This is a genomic window from Aliivibrio friggae (assembly GCF_057368515.1).
Map to the genome: position 1 here is coordinate 2,815,020 of NZ_CM170648.1, position 19,458 is coordinate 2,834,477.

Genomic DNA, 19,458 nt, shown 5'->3' on the forward strand with positions numbered 1-19,458 from the left:
CATTGTTATTATCTAGCGCTTATGACTTATTGAAAGTCTTGCATGTTCCAGTTACCAATATCAGCATTGGCACCTTCACCGCCTTCTTGACCATCTGCACCTAATGAGAAAATATCAATTGTGCCGTTATCGCCAGGGCTTAGATATTGGTACTCGTTACCCCATGGGTCATTTGGTAAACGACGAATATAACCATCAGCGCGGTAATTACGAGGCTCAGGACTTGACGTTGGTTTAGATACTAATGCTTCTAAACCTTGGTCTGTGGTTGGATAAACACTGCTATCTAACTTGTACATATCCAATGAATTTTCTAATGCCACGATATCAGTAATCGCTTTTTGTTGATCGGCTTTCTCTTTGTTACCAAGTAAATTTGGTACGACTAAACTTGCTAAAACACCAAGAATAACGATAACAACCATCACTTCTAACAGTGTGAAGCCACCTTGTTTACGTTGAGCTGAATTGACTTGCATGGAATGACTCCTGAGATTAAAAATCAATATATTAATAAAAAGAAAAAGGATAGTAACTACTTACTACCCGACTAAATTATTTAGTTCAATGATTGGCATTAATGTCGCGACAACAATAAAAAGTACGATGCCGGCCATAAAAACAATCAGTAAAGGTTCAAAAATACCCAGAGCCATATTAACCAGAGATTCAAAATCACGATCTTGGTTATCAGCTGAACGCGTTAACATTTGCTCTAATTCACCACTTTGCTCACCACTTGCGATCATATGAAGCATCATTGGTGGAAACAACTTTGTTTGTTCTAAAGAGATACGTAAGCTCGCCCCTTCACGCACATTATCTGCCGCTTCTAATACCTGCTGCTTAAAGTATTGATTACTCATTACATCTGCCGCCACTTTCATCCCATCCAATAATGGAATTGCACTTGAGGTACAGATCGATAACGTACGAGCAAAACGAGAGGTATTCAATCCACGAACCACCTTGCCAACAACAGGTAAGCGTAAGATTTTTTTATCCCACGCTAAACGCAAATGAGGCTTAGTGAGTAACCACTTCACGCCAACAATAAAGAGCACCACCACAATCACAACCAATAAACCCCAATGAACAACAAAGTTACTGGCTGCCAATAATATTTCAGTTACTGTCGGTAGGCCTTGTCCCATTTGCACAAATTGGTCAACAATTTTCGGTACTACCGTCGCAAGTAAAAAAGAGATAACCGCAATCGCAATTAACGTCAGCATGATTGGATAAATCATCGCTTGTTGTAATTTACTGCGCATCTTTTGCCGATTCTCAGCGTAATCAGCCAAGCGGTTTAACACCGTATCTAAATGGCCTGATTTTTCACCGGCAGCCACCATTGAGCAAAACAGTTCATCAAAGACATGCGGGTAATCAGCAAAGCTTTCTGCCAACGGATACCCTTCTATCACTTTAGAACGAACTCCCATCATCATGCTGCGAATGTGGGCTTTTTCACCTTGCTCTGCGACGGCTTTTAAACACTCTTCTAATGGCATTCCCGCTTGAACTAAGGTCGCTAATTGGCGAGTGATCAATGATAAATCATTAACACTAATCCCACGCTTAAAGCTTAACCCTTGAGAGGCACTCTTTTGCTGCTTTGATTTGGTTTCAATCACTTCAACCGGAATTAAGCCTTGCTCTTTTAACCGTTGGCGAACTTGACGTGCATTATCGCCTTCCATGACGCCTTTTTTCTGCTTGCCTGTTTTTTCTAATGCTTTGTATTCAAAGGCTGCCATTTACCCTTCCCGAGTGACTCGCATCACCTCTTCCAGTGTTGTGATCCCTTGTTGTACTTTTAATAAACCATCTTGCTGAATCCCACGAGTGGTACCACGAACTTCTTTTTCAATCTCTTGCTCGCCAGCCTCTTTGTGGATCAACTCTTGAACTTTCTCATTTACAACCAGTAACTCATGAATGCCGGTACGCCCACGATAGCCCTTACCATTACAGTGATCACAGCCCTTCGGTTTATAAAGAACCAAGCTATCTGAAGCGGATAAATTAAAGAGTTTTTTCTGCTCGTCATCGGCTTCATAAGGCGTTTTACACTCCTTACATAAAGTACGGACCAGACGTTGAGCAAGTACACCAAGCAGAGAGGATGAAATTAAGAAAGGTTCGATTCCCATATCACGCAGACGAGTGATCGCCCCCACAGCCGTATTGGTGTGAAGTGTCGACATCACTAAGTGGCCGGTTAATGAAGCTTGAACGGCGATTTCTGCGGTTTCTAAATCACGGATCTCACCGATCATTACCACATCTGGATCTTGACGAAGAATGGCACGTAACCCACGAGCAAACGTCATGTCTACTTTTGGATTAACTTGGGTTTGACCAATGCCATCAATATCAAATTCGATTGGATCTTCTACGGTTAGAATATTCGATTGAGAACTGTCTAACTCCCCTAAACCGGCATATAACGTGGTTGATTTACCTGAACCTGTTGGACCAGTAACCAAAATAATGCCGTGAGGACGCTTGATGATGTGCTGAAAGTTTTTATGGTTTTCAGCCGACATACCTAAGCTATTTAAGTCCAAACGAGTCGCATTTTTGTCTAATAAACGCATTACCACACGTTCGCCATGGGAAGATGGCATGGTAGAAACACGTACATCAACCGCTCGACCACCAATACGCAATGAAATACGGCCATCTTGAGGGACACGCTTCTCCGCGATATCAAGTTTCGACATCACTTTTACACGCGATACCAACAGTGGCGCCAATTTACGGCTTGGACTCAAAACATCACGCAATACACCATCAACACGGAAACGAATCGACAATATTTTTTCAAACGTCTCAATATGAATATCTGATGCACCCTCTTTAATTGCTTCACCCAACATGGCGTTGATCAATTTAATGATGGGAGCATCGTCTTCTGATTCTAATAAATCATCATTATCAGGCAGCTCTTCAGCCAGAGAGAAGAAATCATCATTATCGGCACCAATATCTTCCATCAGCTGTTGCGCTTCTGACGAGTTACGTTGATAGACTTGAGTTACCTTGGTATCAAATTCTTCTTTGGTTAATTGAATTAACGAAAAACCTGATTTACATACTCGACGAATTTCACACAGTACCATTGGCGAAGGGGTGAGCGCGTAATACAGCACCCAGCCTTCAGAACTTGCTTCAATAACTACAGAATGCCTTTTTGCAAAAGAAAAAGGCAAACGCAGCATTGCTGAAGATTCAGGAAATAACGTATCCGCCATTATTTTTCCTTATCTTCACTAAATTGTTCGAAGAACGCTTGGATCTCTGCTGGATGATTAACCTCTTTACCAAATTTAGGTAATACCGGAATATGGGCGTCATCCATCAACTTCAAACCTTTCTCAGCGTTATACAATTGCTCTGCTCGAATGTAGTTATATTTACGTTGAGTGATCCCATCAGCCGTCATGCCATCACGAATAATGGTTGGCTTGATGAACACCATTAGATTTTTCTTCTCAACTTGCGTACTGGTTGATTTAAATAGGTAACCTAAGATAGGAATATCACCCAAGAAAGGAACTTTCGATTCACTCTCTAGTGCTCTCTCATCAATCAAACCACCAAGAACAAGCATCTTGCCATCTTCAACCATCACTGACGTATTTAGCTGACGTTTAGCAAAACGCACATCAACCGCACCATTAGCACCTAATACGTTAGACACTTCTTGTTCGATATCTAAACGAACTGAGTTACCTTCGTTTATTTGTGGCACAACTTTAAGCTTGATACCGACTTCTTTACGATCAACTGTTTGGAATGGATTTTCATTATTTGAGCCTGATGTAGATCCCGTTAATACTGGAACTTCTTCACCAACAATAAATGACGCTTCACCATTATCCATTACGGTAATACTCGGTGATGACAGAATGTTAGAGTTTGAATCAGTCGATACGGCAGTAATCAATGCCGCCCAATCCCCCATCATGACACTGACTGCAGCACCTTGAACGCCTTTAAGAGCAGTAGCTAATGAGTCATAGCTACCTTTTTCAGTCGTCGTTTCATTTCGTAAAAAGTTATTATTTTCATCATAAACAGCGGTTGTTGTTGTTGTGTCTTTAGCTTTTTCTAAACCAACCATGGTGGCACCAATCGATGCTCCCGTATTGCTATATTGGATCATAGCACCCGTTTCGAGGTTACCCCATTGTACGCCAAGGTTTACGCCATCTCCTTCGGCTAATTCAACTATCAAGGCTTCAATCAAGACTTGAGCACGACGAATATCTAACTGAGCAATCACATCTTTTACTGCACGCATTACATCTGGCGGCGCAGTGATCACTAAGGCATTGGTATCAGCATGAGCAGAGATCATCACATCACTGCGATTACTTGAACCACCTTTTTGAGAACCACCTTTACTCGCGGTTAAGTTATCAGAAACCCCTTTTAGTACATCAACCAAATCTTCTGCTTTGGCATAACGTAAATAGACAACTTGGTTATTACCTTTAGTCGCCATTTCAACATCAAGCTGCTTAATTAATTTTTTAAGACGATTACGTACCTTTGGATCACCCGAAATAAGAATCGAGTTAGTGCGCTCATCTGCAACCAATTTAGGCTGTAAAAAAGCAGGGGTATTTTTCGCTTCTGTGGTTTTATTTAGCGCATCAACAATACGTACCATTTCAGCGGCAGAGGCATTTTGTAAATCCACTACTTCAATTTCTTTATCGCCAGCTTGGTCAACACGTTCAATAATTTCCGCTAAGCGATTTACCACCGCCGCACGACCTGTGATCATAATGATATTGGCAGGATCATAGTGCACAACGTTACCCGCACCGGCATTATCATTTAGCTGACGTAACAAAGGAGACAACTCACGCACAGAGACATTACGAACGGCAATAACACGAGTAATTACTGCATCACCTGTAATTTTGTCTTTTGCACCAAGTACTGGAACGGCTGAGGTTTTAGCGTCTTTATCTTTAATGACTTTTAAAATGCCACTGTCCATCTCAACAACAGCGTAGCCATACACTTCAAGTACACTTAAAAAGAACTGATAGTATTGCTCTTCATTTAATAAGTCATAGCTACGAACATCTACTTTGCCACGAACAGAGGGATCAACAATAATGGTCTTTTCTAAGTTTCGACCCACAATATTGATGAACTCTTGAATATCCGTCCCTTTGAAGCTAGCACTAAAGTCATTTGCAATAGCCGATGTCCACATCATGCTGCCCGCAAGTAATAAGGCTCCCTTGCCTATGCACTTTTTCACAATATACCCTTATTCATTTTCTTATTTATCCGTTATAAACCGATAAAAATGTCATGTAGTTGACCGTCACGCTGAACGGTTAAATTAAGCTCTGTCATTTCCGACATGTTTTTCCACAATGCACTCATTGCGGCAGGATCAGTTAAATCAATCCCATTTAAGCTGGTCGCTATATCACCTGGCTTAAGGCCAACTGAATCAAATAATTTACGGTCTTTACCTGGATTAACACGATATCCCGTGATTTTTCCATTATCAGACACTTGAGAAAGACGAATGTATTTCAATACCGATTGTGGGTTTTTCGCTATCTCTTTACGAATATTATCCAGTTCGTCTTGATTAGAATTTTGACGATTATTTCCCAACACAGTGCCAGAACTACCCGTACTATTTCTCTCTGTTGATATTTTTGTGTACTCAATGCCTTCTAACATTAAAGTTTCATCACGGCCATTATTAGAGATAATAATGCGATCCACACTGATCGCTTTTACGGTTGCACGCGTTCCATCAATCGTCTCGTCAATACCGTACGTATTCTGTTTTCCTCGATTCGCAATAACCGCCAAACTCAATGTAGGCTTAGAACTGGCAACGACACCTGCTAGGGTTAAATTTAAGCGAGTCTTAGGGGCGTCTTTCACTTCAACTATTTTTGGCTGCTCAACTTTTTTCTCTGTATTAAAATGCCCAAACACTTGGCTATTCAATAAACCAGATAAAGAGTCATCTCCATTTTTCTTTTGCGTATTAGCGACAACCACAGCTTTAGGCTGCCATTGAGAAACAGATGTTTGAGGAGCAAGCATCGACCAAAAGAGAGAGCCACAAATCCACGCAAAACAAGCAACCAACACAACAGTTAAACTTTTAGATATCGTAGATTGATATACCGACCAATATTGAGAAATTTTTTCTATTTTCATATTAGCTATCATTAGGCTCAGAGCTTCCTTTCTATGTTACAAAGTCAATTAAATAGTTGATGTCAGTATGAATTATAAAATATCACCGCATAATTACCGAGAATAATGTCGTTTTATTGAATTACTCGAAGACATATCACGTAATTAAAGAGGGGGAACTCGTTATTAGAGCATTATTTCTCATTAATGACTCTAGTTGCTTATCAATTTTGATTAATTCTCCTCAAAAGATTGAAAAAAAAATTCCTGACACCATTAAATAAGCAGAGAAGTAAGACATTAGGTAGGCATAATGAGTTCAAAATCTAATACCAACGATGGCATCAGACTCGATAAATGGCTCTGGGCTGCTCGTTTTTACAAGACTCGCTCTATTGCGAGAAATATGGTTGATGGCGGTAAAGTTCATTATAATGGCCAACGAGCTAAACCAAGTAAATTAGTCGAAGTTGGTGCGGAAGTTAAACTTCGCCAAGGCAACAACGAAGAAATCGTCGTGGTTATTGAAATCCTTTCAGATCAACGTCGCGGTGCCCCTGTTGCACAAACGCTTTATAAAGAAACAGAAAGTAGCATTAAGCATCGTGAAGAGAATGCAAAATTACGCAAACTCAATTCTCTTGGCAGCCCACATCCTGATAAACGTCCAGATAAAAAACAGCGACGTGATATCATGAGATTCAAGCAACAATAATCACTATACTGTGAGCGACAACAACCCTTAATACAATTGCTGGAGTATTTCATGGCAAATAACACATTGCATCGTTACCTATTTGAAGATTTATCTGTTCGTGGTGAACTTGTTCAATTAGACGATGCTTACCAACAAATCATTTCTAGCAAGGAATACCCTAAAGCAGTACAAAACCTTTTGGGTGAGCTATTAGTTGCAACCACACTATTAACTGCAACATTAAAATTTGAAGGCTCAATTACCCTTCAACTTCAAGGTGACGGTCCTGTTTCTCTTGTAGTAATTAATGGCGATAACGATCAAAAGGTTCGTGGTGTCGCTCGCTTTGATGGCGAAATTTCTGATGATGCCACACTGCACCAATTAATGGGTAAAGGTTATCTAGTTATTACTATCGCACCAAAAGATGGTGAGCGTTACCAAGGTGTTGTTGCACTTGACGGTAAAGATTTAGCTGCTTGTTTTGAAGGTTACTTTGAACGTTCTGAGCAATTAAAAACTCGCTTATGGTTACGCCTAGGTGAATTTGAAGGCAAACCTCACGCTGCTGGTATGCTACTGCAAGTTATGCCTGACGGCACTGGCTCTGCAGATGACTTCGAACATCTAGAACAACTGACTGATACGATTAAAAACGAAGAGCTATTTGGCCTAGAAGGCGAAGACGTTTTATATCGTTTATACAACCAAGATAAAGTGCAATTATTTGAACCTCAACATGTTGAGTTCTTCTGTGGTTGTTCTCGTGAGCGCAGCGCAGGTGCAATTGTTACGATTGAAAGAGCTGAAGTTGATGACATCGTAAAAACAGAAGGCAAAGTTTCTCTTCATTGTGATTACTGTGGCACAAGCTACGATTTTGACAGTATCGATGTTGCGAATATTTTTGAAGACGCGACAAAAGGTAATGACACCGTTCATTAATTTACCATACAGAATAAGTTACTTATTTTGTCGAAAAGCCAGCCATTAGGTTGGCTTTTTTTATAACTAAATTTGATATCAAACACCTTTTTAATTCCACTTATCCACACTTAATTTTGTTTAAATAATAATCAATTACATCTAGCGCAAACGATTTCTTTAAGAGTAGAATAGGGCTATTGCTATTTTGTGATGGTGATTAAATAACCACTACTACTTTATGGTTATTTTATGATTCATCTCCCTGTTTTCAATTTACCGCATTGTTAGCATGATTAGCAGAATACAAATAATTAGAAATATTAAAAATCCCTACAAAATTCCTTTAAGGAGCTCCTATGACTGTTATGGAACATAAAAAGGCTGCACAGCTCGATCTTACTCAACATGGTCTAACCAATGTTACTGATGTTCTCCGTAACCCAAGTTATGACCAACTGTTCGAAGAAGAAACACGTCCTGACCTAGAAGGTTATGAGCGTGGTGTAATGACAGAGCTTGGCTCAGTTGCGGTAGATACTGGTATTTTTACTGGCCGTTCACCAAAAGATAAATACATCGTAAAAGATGACACGACAAAAGATACACTGTGGTGGTCTGATCAAGGTAAAAACGACAATAAAGCTATCACACCAGCAGTTTGGGATGATCTAAAAGCCCTAGTCACAGAGCAACTTTCTGGTAAGCGCCTATTTGTTATTGACGGTTATTGTGGTGCAAACCCTGATACTCGTTTGAGTGTTCGAGTCATTACGGAAGTGGCATGGCAAGCACACTTCGTAAAAAACATGTTCATTCGACCAACAGAAGAAGAACTAGCAACGTTTGAACCCGATTTTGTGGTAATGAACGGTGCAAAAGCAACCAACCCTAATTACGTAGAACACGGATTAAATTCGGAAAACTTTGTTGCTTTCAACTTAACAGAGCGCGTACAAATCATCGGTGGTACTTGGTACGGCGGTGAAATGAAAAAAGGCATGTTCGCAATGATGAACTACCTTCTTCCACTGCAAGGCATTGCATCAATGCACTGTTCTGCAAATGTGGGTGAAGAAGGTGATGTTGCGGTATTCTTTGGTTTATCAGGTACAGGTAAAACTACGCTTTCAACCGATCCAAAACGCCAACTCATTGGTGATGATGAACACGGTTGGGATAATGACGGTATCTTCAATTTTGAAGGGGGCTGTTACGCAAAAACAATCCGCCTATCGAAAGAAGCTGAACCTGATATTTTCAATGCGATCCGCCGTGACGCTCTACTTGAGAATGTAACTGTTCGTAGTGACGGCACTATTGATTTTGATGATGGCTCTAAAACTGAAAACACTCGTGTTTCTTACCCAATTTATCACATCGATAATATTGTTAAGCCAGTATCAAAAGCAGGCCATGCAAATAAAGTTATTTTCTTAACCGCAGATGCATTTGGTGTTCTACCTCCTGTAGCAAAACTAACGCCAGAACAAACTAAGTATCACTTCCTTTCAGGTTTTACTGCTAAGTTAGCAGGTACTGAACGTGGTATTACTGAGCCGACACCAACGTTCTCAGCAGCATTTGGCGCGGCGTTCTTAACACTGCACCCAACACAATACGCCGAAGTTCTTGTAAAACGAATGGAAGCAGTTGGCGCAGAAGCATACATTGTAAATACAGGGTGGAATGGCACAGGTAAACGTATCTCTATCCAAGATACTCGTGCAATTATTGATGCGATTTTAGATGGTTCAATCGACCACGCTGAAAGCAAAAACATTCCAGTATTTAACCTAGAAGTACCAACATCATTACCAGGTGTTGATACCTCAATCTTAGATCCTCGTGATACTTACACTGACCCACTACAATGGGACAGCAAAGCGGAAGATCTAGCTCAGCGTTTCATTAAAAACTTTGCTCAATACACAGATAATGACGAAGGTAAGGCGCTAGTTAAAGCAGGTCCTCAACTTAACTAAGTTATCTAGTAAATACATCGATAAATTCAAGCCCTTCCATTGTGAAGGGCTTTTTTATGCAATCAGTTCAAACAACAGTGCAAAACAGTGATTACCTCTAAGTAAACCATCACAATAACTTGATTGCATTTGATTTTTACTCCACTCTTTCTATTCCTATTTCTCTTTTGGAGTTAACAATGTACACCACACTGAAAAGCCTTGGTTGGCTTATCTCTTTTTGCCTACTACTTGTGGTCGCATTTTTATCCCTTTTGCATACACCTTACGCACAGCCGGTATTAACCCCCCTTATCAATAAGATCACTGATCAAAAGGTCACTTTTGGTGGCATAGATTACTCTATTCAATCTCCTTTATATCTCACGCTCTCTGACGTCACGATTATTCAAGAAGATCACTTATTACAGATCCAACAGGTTGATTTTTGGCTTTCTCAACATCCAATAAAAAAAGGAAAATTGGCTTTTGATAGTATCAAAATTGATGGTTTGAGCTTACAAAACGGACTTCCAACAAATGAAGGTATTCATTGGATTTCAATAGACCAATTAAATATTTCTAACTTGGACTTTGCTAATGAAGACGTCGTGCTTCGTGACGCACAAATCCAACTCACCAATTGGTCAGTACAAGAAAATACGACAATTCCTTTTGAAGGCAGTTTTCAGTTTTCAACACAACAATTGTACTGGCAAGGCGAAGCACTTAATGACGTATTAATCGATGGCTATTACAGCGAAAATTACACCGCGTTACATGGCCTTTCTTTTATTTGGCGAGACAGTACGATTACCGCTCAAGCAGAACTAAAAGAAAATACCTTATGGGTTATCCCTCAATTTACGCTACGTAATTTTAATTTAGAATCTGATAATGCAGACATAATAGGAAAACCATTAAATTGGTTAACTCAACAAGGTTTCACCTACCAATTTGAGCGTATTGATTTACTAGACATTAATGTGGAGTTACCCCAATTTAGCGTAAACAATTTAAGTTTATCTGCTGAAAATGTACTGCTTCCTTATCATTTGTGGCAACAAAGCGAGGCTGCGATTTCCTTTAATGCCGACAGCGTGGTTTGGAATCAACATCTTATTGAAAACCCAATTGTTAATTTAACTCTTAATGGTAAAAAAGCAGACATCACTAATCTGTCTTTCGATATCTTTGATGGCAATATTCAACTTTCAGGTCAGGTGTCTCCAAATGCCATTAACCTAAAAACCTTTACGGCGGAACAAATAAAGTGGATCGTCACTGATGAGGAAGCCCAAGCGTTTAGCCAATATATAAAGCAGTTAACAGAAGTAAAAGTAGCTAAAATAGATCTCAATAATGTTCAGTTGATTCAATTAAATAGTCTTTACCCTTACCAATTATCGGGCGTAAACGTTGAAGGTAATGATCTCGATTTATTGCGTTATGCACAATGGGGGTTATGGGACGGAAAGCTTTCAATTAGCGCCTCTAATGCAAGTTTCAATTACTTGTTAAGTCAGCAATTATTGATAGAAATGAATACTGTAAATGGATTATGGTCAATTGAACGTGCACTACTTCCTTTACCTGAAGGACTTATTGGCTTTACTGGTAGCATTCAATTGATGCAAGACAGTCAACCTTGGCAACTTGAGGCGTATGGCGATGGATTACCCGTTAGTTATCTTAGCCATTTTATCTCAAATCCAATCCCTCTTGATGGACTCACTGAATTCACTTTTAATGGCAATGGATTAGCTGTAAATAGAGACAGTTTTAACTACAGTTTTAATGGTGAATTGAATGTCATCCCAAGAGAAATGCTCACAACAAAGACAGCAAAAGAATTGTGGCAATATAAGTTAGGATTAATTCCTGATAACGATCAACCTAATGCCTCTCTCGAAACTAAAGAAAAGATTCAAGAAAAAGTACCAGTAGCACAATATCCAATACATGTTGACCCGATCACGGTTACAGCAAACCGTGGGCGTATTACCATTGAGCCGATTATGATTACTGGGGAAGGTTTTAACTACAACATTGAAGGGGATTACGATTTAGTAAACCCAGAGCAGGCAGAAGCCATCACTTCAATTACACAAGAGTGCCACCAATTAAAACAAAAACTCTTTTCAAAAGAAGTTCAAATTATCAATTATTGCCAGTAATAAAAAATCATAATTCCTAAATAACAAAGCCCCATTAATCGCACACTTAAATAAGATGTACGATTAATGGGGCTTTTTTGTCTAGTTATTTAACTACTTAGCGAGAATTGATTGATACCACTGCTCTGCATCTTGATAGGTTTTCTCTACCGTTTTAGATGAAAAACCCAATAATCGACTCGTTTTATCTATCTCTTCCCAATCACCGACATCTAAACTTTCATACAGCTCTAGCATTGAACCAAGCAAACCAACACGAAGTAAAATCGCTTGTTCAATTTCGTGACTTAAAGATAACTGCTCTAAAACATCATCAAGCTTGCGATCAAGTAGTGCATCAAGCAGTGAAAATAAGCCCACAATAAAGGCTTGCTGTCCTGGCGTACCATTTTGAATACGACAGATCATTAATTCACAAAAACGCCCTTTCACTAACGACTGCTTATAAAGCTCTTTTGGTTTATTTATCGCAGCATGAGCTGTCGCAATTAAGGTTACAAACATTTTTATTTGTTCTTCACCAAGATAAACCAGTGCTTGCTTAAACGATGAAATAGGATTCTCTAATCGTGCTGACGCTGTATTTACAAATTTCAGTAATTGATAAGACAAAGAAACATCTTGCGCAATAAGCTGTTCTATTCGGACAAAGTTAACCTCTTCGCGGCACACTTCTTGAAACAGCTGCATCGTAAGGAATTCTTCTGGTTTTACAACGCGATTTTTAATGATCTCAGGCTTACTGAAGAAGTAACCTTGATAAAAATGAAAACCAGCATCAAACGCCAATTGAAACTCTTCATTAGTTTCCACTCTTTCGGCTAAGTAATGACGCTTACAGCCCTGCTGTTTTCGTTGTTTAACGTATTCACATGCGACTTCAATGCCTAATTGCATAATGTCTAGCTTAACGATATGTGAATAAGGTAAAAAACGGTCCCATGCGGTATCTAAACTAAAATCATCCAGAGCAATAATGTAACCCATTCGATGTAAATGCTTAATCGCACTAAACAGCTCATCATTAGGGGTACAAGTTTCTAATACTTCGACGACAATCTTACGTTTAGGGAAAGACGTTGGAACTAGAGATATCAATGACTCTTGGGGGAAATTAATAAAACTACGTGGCGATTCTAATGCAGGATTACAACCCGTCGACATAAAGTTTTCAACTAACAATCGACTCGTTGCTTGATTTGCTTCTATATTAGGAAACGCATTACTTTCACCATCACGGAAAAGTAGCTCGTAGCCTATCGTTTGTTTTTTCCGACTCAGGATCGGTTGTCGGGCAACGTATGCATACATAACTTAAAAGCGATATCCTGTTACAAGTACAAGTGTCATAAAGATAATTATCGGCATAATCATCCAAATCTTAAGAAAAAGAACGACAAATGGTAAGTTTATTTATACGCATCATAATCGAATAGCATAAAAAAAAACATACGTTTGGTTAATTAACAGCCAAGAAATAGTCAGAATGTGCGATTACTGCTATAGAAACTGGATTAAAAATTGCGAATAAGAGATTTTGTCCTTTTTCTTGGAGTAACAAAGAGGGATAAACCCCGAATTCTCCAACTTAACTTCACTTGGGTATATAATAACAACAACCCACTATTTACTGTTATGTTGTGAGCCTAATGAAAGAAACCACCTTTATTCAAGAATCACATTATCTTGAAACCATGAAAAATGACGTTACTCCTTTTTGGGAAAGACGCCAACACGGCTTTTATCAAGGTGAAAAATCGACACAACTGCATTGGGTAAGTTTTACCAGTCCAGCCAACCGCAAAGCTATTATGATCGTCAACGGACGCATTGAAAGTGTTCATAAATACCAAGAGCTGTTTTATGACCTTTTCTGTCAGGGTTATGATATTTATTCATTTGATCACCGCGGGCAAGGCCTGTCAGAACGACTAACAGACAATCAAGATATTGGGCATATCGAAGACTTCAATGATTATATTCTCGACCTAAACAACATGACTCAATACCTAATTACACCTGAAGACTACCAAGATTGTTATTTACTTGGTCACTCGATGGGCGGTGCAATTGCTACTCAATATGTAGAAACTCACTCACATCCATACTCCGCAATGGCATTAAGCGCACCAATGCACGGCATTCATATTCAGCCTTGGTTAAAACCAATTGCAGGCCCAATAAGTCGCTATTTAAGTCGTTGGGCTTCACAGCCTTCTTACGCTTTAGGTCAAGCTCCCTACCAGGAAAAACCGTTTTTAGATAACACATTAACCACCTGTGAAATTCGCTATCAATGGTTCCGTGAATTATACAACCTAAAGCCTGAGCTTCAGATCGGTGGACCAAGTAATCACTGGGTAAATCAAAGTTTAAAAGGGTCAAAACTTTGTGTCGAGCAAGCCGCATTTTGCTTGGTGCCTACTTTATTACTTCAGGGAGAAAACGATCGCATTGTAGATAATAATGCTCATGTCGCTTTTCAAAAAAAAGCCCCAGATTGCCAATTAATCACGATTAAAAAAGCAAAACACGAATTACTTTTTGAATCCGATAGTTGCCGTAATCAAGCACTCTCGGAGATCCTCAATTTTTTCCAACATCATAGTTCATCATCAGAAATGTGATGCCTTACTAAAGTAAAAAGAGGAAAAGCAATATTGTTATCTTTACCCTCTTTTTTCTTTATAAAGTGACGTAAACTGAACTCAGTTATTTTTAAATCTATTCTTTATTTCTGAGGCTTTATGATTACTATCGTTGCATCTGATCTTGACGGCACGCTACTGACTCCTGAACACAAAATTGCAGACTTCACAAAAAAAACACTTAATAAACTGCACCAACAAGACCTGACCTTTATTTTTGCAACGGGTCGTCACCACATTGATGTGGGCAATATTCGTAACGATGTGGGCATTCCTGCTTACATGATCACATCCAATGGTGCTCGCGTTCACGATGCTGATGACACTCTTATTTACAGTAAAAACCTGCCTGAGCATTTAGTTCCGCAAGTATTAGACCTACTAAAAAATGATGACTCTTTATCTATTCATATGTATTCCGACGATAAATGGTTTATGCATAAAGAAGATGAAAGCTTAAAAGAATTCCATGACAGTGGTTTCACTTACACTTTATTTGATGTTGAAAACCCACCGGTTGAAAACATGGCAAAAATTTTCGTGACCATGCCAGAGCATGAATATTTGGTGCAATATGAAGCTAAGCTAAAAACACAATTTGGCGATCAATTAATGGTCGCTTTTTCAACCCCTTGGTGCTTAGAAGTGATGGCTTCAGAAGTCTCTAAAGGCGCAGCATTAGAGGCTGTTGCTAAGTTACTTGGTAAGACATTAGATAACTGCATCGCGTTTGGTGATGGCATGAATGATTATGAAATGCTGCATATGGCTGGTAAAGGGATCGTGATGGGAACATCGCATGAGAAAGTAAAAAAAGCCCTACCAAATAATGAAGTTATCGGCTCATCTGCCGACGAAGCCGTTGCTCATTACTTAGAAAACCTACTGTTAAAATAAGCGTACAGACTACTTAGCCGATCATAGGCCAAATAGTTAACTGTTATTTAAAAACAAATGGTTACCTAAGTTCATAGTAAAAACAATCAAGTATAAAAAAGCCAGATACGTAATAATACGCATCTGGCTTTTTTATACTTGATATCAATCTAGATACCCCGTTGAATAAATTATTTTTTCTTCGCTCTTGGATGCGCTTGGTCATACGCTTGAGCAAGATGTTGAAAATCTAAATGGGTATAAATTTGCGTAGTAGAAATATTTTCATGCCCAAGTAACTCTTGAACGGCACGTAAATTTCCACTCGATTCAAGCATGTGGGTTGCAAATGAGTGACGTAATTTATGTGGGCTAATATGACTATTGACCCCCTGTTTCATTCCCCACTCAGCCATTCTTTTTTGCACATTTCGATGCGAAATACGAACACCCAATTTAGAGACAAATAACCCTGGCTCTTCTGGTTTTGCTAGTTGATTTCGAACTTGTAACCAATGCCCTAACCACTCTTTCGCTTGACCTGAAAAAGGAACTTTACGTTCTTTATCGCCTTTACCAATGACGCGTAATTCGCCTTGGCGTAATTGAATATCACGAACATCAATACCCACTAATTCAGCCAAACGTAAACCAGCACCATACATGAGTTCCATCATGGCACGATCACGAATCGATAATGGATCATCTTCGTTTACTTCAAGTAACTGCCCCATCTCATCCACATCGATATTTTTTGGTAATGGACGAGATTTACGAGGTGCAGAAACCCCTTTCGCAGGGTTGGCCGCTAATATGTTACGTAATACCAAAAAATCAAAAAAACTGCGCAGTGAAGATAATCGAGTGGATAAGCTACTCGCTTTCAGTCCTTCTCGCATGCCTTTACTGGTAATTTGACGCACCCAACCCGCATCGACGTCTTGCCAAGACTCTACGCCTAACTCAACCAGTTGCTCTGCAATCGTGGTGAGTTGGCGTTTATAACTGCGTTGAGTATAAATACTTAAGCCTTTTTCATTGCGTAAGAATTCATAAAAGGCATCAAGGTGTTTTGAATATTGAAGAGGAAGTACATCACTCATGAGAAGATTTCGACCATTGCATTAATAAATAATGGAAAACACTAACCAGCTGTTCTAAAAATAAGGTATCCATATTTGGTTCGAAATGCCGGCCATCACGACTAGCAAACGCCATCACACCAATAGGTTGAGATTGACCTAATGGAAGGATAGCAAACGAACCTAACTCTGCACTTGAGTGGTCAAGCCCGCCATAGGCCAATAAGCTATCACGCTCAGCCTTACGTAAGCGACCTAAATACGCAGAGTGTCCATTCAAAAACTTTTTAATAAAATTATCGAGTGCGGTTTTATCCACATGATACTTAGGATGAGCATGATCAATGATTTTAATATGCGCGGTTAAATCTAGAGAAAGTGCTTTTTGCTCGATAATTTTTGCCGCTTGAGAAAAATCCTTACACAGTAATAATTGTTTTTGTATATTAGCAAAATCATGAAATAGACGATCATTTTTTGCTGCAAGTGACATGAGTTGAGTAATTTCTTCTTCTAAGTCACCGATACGATCACGCAATTTACTGACTTGAACTTCAACTAAAGAAACCACGCCTCGCTCAGGCGTGTCTACTTTAATTCGTCCAAGTAACTCTGGATGCTGCTGAAAAAAATCAGGATGGTCCATTAAAAATTGAGCAACAACGTCTTCAGTAAGTTGAGTGGGTTGCGGCTCGATTGATGTTACGTCATTCATATTGATAATTGACCATCATAAACATGGGCTGCAGGACCAGTCATGAACAATGGGTAACCTGGACCTTTCCATGAAATCTGCAAATCACCGCCAGGCAAAGAGACTTTAACGTCTTCACCTAATAATTCTTGCATGATACCAATAGCAACCGCACCACACGCGCCACTTCCACACGCTTGAGTTTCACCAGCGCCACGCTCATAAACACGTAATTTCACTTCATTCGGTGAAATAACTTCCATAAAGCCCGCATTCACACGATCAGGAAAACGCTCATGCCCTTCGACTAACGGACCATATTTATCAACGTCATAATTATCAACATCATCAACCACGGTGACACAGTGTGGATTCCCCATACTTACCGCACCACAGAAAAGTGTTTTATCTTCTGCTCGTAGTAAATAGGTTTTCTCAGCTTGAGTGGCTTTAAATGGAATTTTATTTGGTTCAAATACTGGTTCACCCATGTTTACCGTTATTTGATCATCATCTTCCACTTTTAACGTCATTTTGCCTTTTTTGGTGCTCACTGAAATGCTGATTTTATTGGTTAAGCCTTTCATTCGAACGAAACGTGCAAAACAGCGAGCGCCGTTACCACATTGCTCTACTTCTGTACCATCGGCATTAAAAATACGATAGTGAAAATCAGTTTCAGGATCATAGGGAGCTTCAACCACCAATAGCTGATCAAAACCAATACCACGGTTACGATCCGCTAGGCGACGGATTAAATCTGGTGAAAAGAAAATATTTTGAGTTAAGCAGTCAACCACCATAAAGTCATTGCCAAGCCCGTGCATTTTAGAAAAATGAAAGTGCATAGTTGTTCTTCTTTTTTATATTTTAGGTTGAATACCAAAAGAGCAAGTAACGTTAAGCTGCTTGCTCTTTAATCTAAGTTAGTTTGGTAAGATGGATTCTAGTTCCCATAAAGAACTTAACTCTTCTCGTTTACGAACAAGATGAACTTGGTCCCCATCAACCATTATTTCTGCGGCGCGAGTGCGCGTATTATAGTTTGATGACATCACAAAACCATAGGCTCCAGACGAACGAACCGCAAGCAAGTCATCAGCTTCGAGAACTAGATCACGGTCTTTACCTAAGAAGTCACCAGTTTCGCAAATAGGCCCAACTAAATCATAGCTTTGCGCTTCACCTTCACGAGGAGCCACAGGCACGATATCTTGCCACGCTTGATATAATGCAGGACGCATCAAGTCATTCATTGCCGCATCAATAATGGCAAAGTTTTTATGCTCAGTGTGCTTTAAGAATTCAACTTTAGTCACCAAGATACCTGCATTTGCTGCAATCGCACGACCTGGTTCAAAAATCAATTCAAGATCTTCACGGCCCACTAACCGACTTAATAATGCGGTTGCGTATTCTGATGGCTGCGGCGGTAACTCATCACGATAAACCACACCTAAACCACCACCCACATCAAGGTGACGAATATTGACACCTTGTGCTTTTAAGTCATCAATCAAGGCAAGAAGACGATCTGTGGCATCAATGAATGGCGTAATATCCGTTAACTGAGAACCGATATGGCAATCAATACCTTGGATATCTAAGTTCGATAGGGTTTGTGCAAATTTGTATACTTCAGGTGCACGATCAAACGCGATACCAAATTTATTATCACGCAAGCCCGTTGAAATATATGGGTGTGTTTTCGCATCGACATCTGGATTAATACGCAGTGAAATTGGTGCAATTACCCCCATTTCAGCAGCAACCGCATTTAAGCGCTCAAGCTCTGGTTCTGATTCAACATTGAAGCATTTAATTTTTAGTTCTAGTGCTCGGCGCATTTCATCAGCCGTTTTACCAACGCCAGAAAAAACCACTTTAGTTGGATCGCCACCGGCAGCCACAACACGCTCAAGTTCACCTTGAGACACAATATCAAACCCTGAACCTAGACGGGCAAGTGCATTTAACACGCCGATATTTGAGTTCGCTTTTACGGCGTAACATACAAGATGAGGTTGTTCACCTACCGAGCTATCAAATGCATTCCAGTGGCGCTCTAATGTCGCACGAGAATATACATACAATGGCGTGCCATACTGCTCAGCTAATTGTGCAACCGGTAACTCTTCAGCCCAAAGTTGTCCATCATCCTTATAATTGAAATAATCCAATGTCGTCTTCCTTGTCTA

General features: G+C 39.6%; 16 protein-coding genes. 6 read left to right on the forward strand and 10 right to left on the reverse strand.

The features are described 5' to 3' along the window. Positions 1–26: 26 nt before the first annotated feature. From gspG to gspC, 5 genes are all read right to left on the reverse strand, one after another. The gene (gspG, locus tag AC2INI_RS13065) at positions 27–479 is read right to left on the reverse strand and encodes a type II secretion system major pseudopilin GspG (RefSeq protein WP_122036496.1); all 453 of its coding nucleotides are present in this window, start codon (positions 477–479) and stop codon (positions 27–29) included. A gap of 63 nt (positions 480–542) precedes the next feature. Continuing rightward, entirely contained in the window at positions 543–1,760 is a 1,218-nt protein-coding gene (gene gspF, locus AC2INI_RS13070; protein ID WP_486304992.1) for a type II secretion system inner membrane protein GspF, read from the reverse strand. Next, on the reverse strand, positions 1,761–3,260 hold the full coding sequence (gene gspE, locus AC2INI_RS13075) for a type II secretion system ATPase GspE (RefSeq protein ID WP_486304993.1): 1,500 nt from the start codon (positions 3,258–3,260) through the stop codon (positions 1,761–1,763). After that, complete coding sequence (gene gspD / locus AC2INI_RS13080) at positions 3,260–5,245, reverse strand: type II secretion system secretin GspD (RefSeq protein WP_486305735.1); 1,986 nt, start codon at positions 5,243–5,245, stop codon at positions 3,260–3,262. The genes gspE and gspD overlap by 1 nt, the downstream gene beginning before the upstream one ends. A 77-nt stretch (positions 5,246–5,322) precedes the next feature. Further along, positions 5,323–6,231 (reverse strand): type II secretion system protein GspC, encoded by a 909-nt coding sequence (gene gspC / locus AC2INI_RS13085; protein ID WP_486304994.1) that lies wholly within the window; start codon positions 6,229–6,231, stop codon positions 5,323–5,325. A gap of 280 nt (positions 6,232–6,511) precedes the next feature. On the opposite strand from gspC, the gene hslR reads away from it, so the two are divergent. The 4 genes from hslR to AC2INI_RS13105 all read left to right on the forward strand — a co-directional run bounded on the left by hslR (position 6,512) and on the right by AC2INI_RS13105 (position 11,960). After that, a complete protein-coding gene (gene hslR, locus AC2INI_RS13090) occupies positions 6,512–6,913 on the forward strand; it encodes a ribosome-associated heat shock protein Hsp15 (RefSeq protein ID WP_486304995.1) in 402 nt (133 codons plus the stop codon). 51 nt (positions 6,914–6,964) lie between these two features. Further along, positions 6,965–7,840, forward strand: coding sequence for an Hsp33 family molecular chaperone HslO (gene hslO, locus AC2INI_RS13095; protein WP_122036491.1), 876 nt, complete (start codon positions 6,965–6,967; stop codon positions 7,838–7,840). A gap of 338 nt (positions 7,841–8,178) precedes the next feature. Then, a complete protein-coding gene (gene pckA, locus AC2INI_RS13100; RefSeq protein ID WP_486304996.1) occupies positions 8,179–9,804 on the forward strand; it encodes a phosphoenolpyruvate carboxykinase (ATP) in 1,626 nt (541 codons plus the stop codon). 179 nt (positions 9,805–9,983) lie between these two features. Continuing rightward, positions 9,984–11,960: an AsmA family protein gene (locus tag AC2INI_RS13105; RefSeq protein WP_486304997.1), complete on the forward strand. Its 1,977-nt coding sequence runs from the start codon at positions 9,984–9,986 to the stop codon at positions 11,958–11,960. A 93-nt stretch (positions 11,961–12,053) separates the two neighbouring features. On the opposite strand, the gene AC2INI_RS13110 is transcribed toward AC2INI_RS13105, so the two are convergent. Beyond that, positions 12,054–13,271: an EAL and HDOD domain-containing protein gene (locus AC2INI_RS13110; RefSeq protein WP_122036488.1), complete on the reverse strand. Its 1,218-nt coding sequence runs from the start codon at positions 13,269–13,271 to the stop codon at positions 12,054–12,056. A gap of 338 nt (positions 13,272–13,609) precedes the next feature. Here AC2INI_RS13110 and AC2INI_RS13115 point away from each other — a divergent pair, with 338 nt between their 5' ends. Beyond that, on the forward strand, positions 13,610–14,587 hold the full coding sequence (locus AC2INI_RS13115) for an alpha/beta fold hydrolase (RefSeq protein ID WP_486304998.1): 978 nt from the start codon (positions 13,610–13,612) through the stop codon (positions 14,585–14,587). A gap of 120 nt (positions 14,588–14,707) precedes the next feature. Continuing rightward, a complete protein-coding gene (locus tag AC2INI_RS13120) occupies positions 14,708–15,505 on the forward strand; it encodes a Cof-type HAD-IIB family hydrolase (protein WP_486304999.1) in 798 nt (265 codons plus the stop codon). Between the two features lie 170 nt (positions 15,506–15,675). On the opposite strand, the gene xerC is transcribed toward AC2INI_RS13120, so the two are convergent. The 4 genes from xerC to lysA form a co-directional block, all read right to left on the reverse strand. Next, positions 15,676–16,587: a tyrosine recombinase XerC gene (gene xerC / locus AC2INI_RS13125; protein ID WP_122036485.1), complete on the reverse strand. Its 912-nt coding sequence runs from the start codon at positions 16,585–16,587 to the stop codon at positions 15,676–15,678. Continuing rightward, positions 16,580–17,281 carry a DUF484 family protein gene (locus AC2INI_RS13130; RefSeq protein ID WP_486305000.1) on the reverse strand — a complete coding sequence of 234 codons (702 nt, stop codon included), beginning with the start codon at positions 17,279–17,281 and terminating at the stop codon, positions 16,580–16,582. The genes xerC and AC2INI_RS13130 overlap by 8 nt, the downstream gene beginning before the upstream one ends. After that, positions 17,278–18,108 (reverse strand): diaminopimelate epimerase, encoded by an 831-nt coding sequence (gene dapF, locus AC2INI_RS13135; protein WP_122036483.1) that lies wholly within the window; start codon positions 18,106–18,108, stop codon positions 17,278–17,280. The genes AC2INI_RS13130 and dapF overlap by 4 nt, the downstream gene beginning before the upstream one ends. Positions 18,109–18,186: 78 nt before the next feature. Further along, positions 18,187–19,440, reverse strand: coding sequence for a diaminopimelate decarboxylase (gene lysA, locus AC2INI_RS13140; RefSeq protein WP_122036482.1), 1,254 nt, complete (start codon positions 19,438–19,440; stop codon positions 18,187–18,189). Between the last annotated feature and the right edge of the window lie 18 nt (positions 19,441–19,458).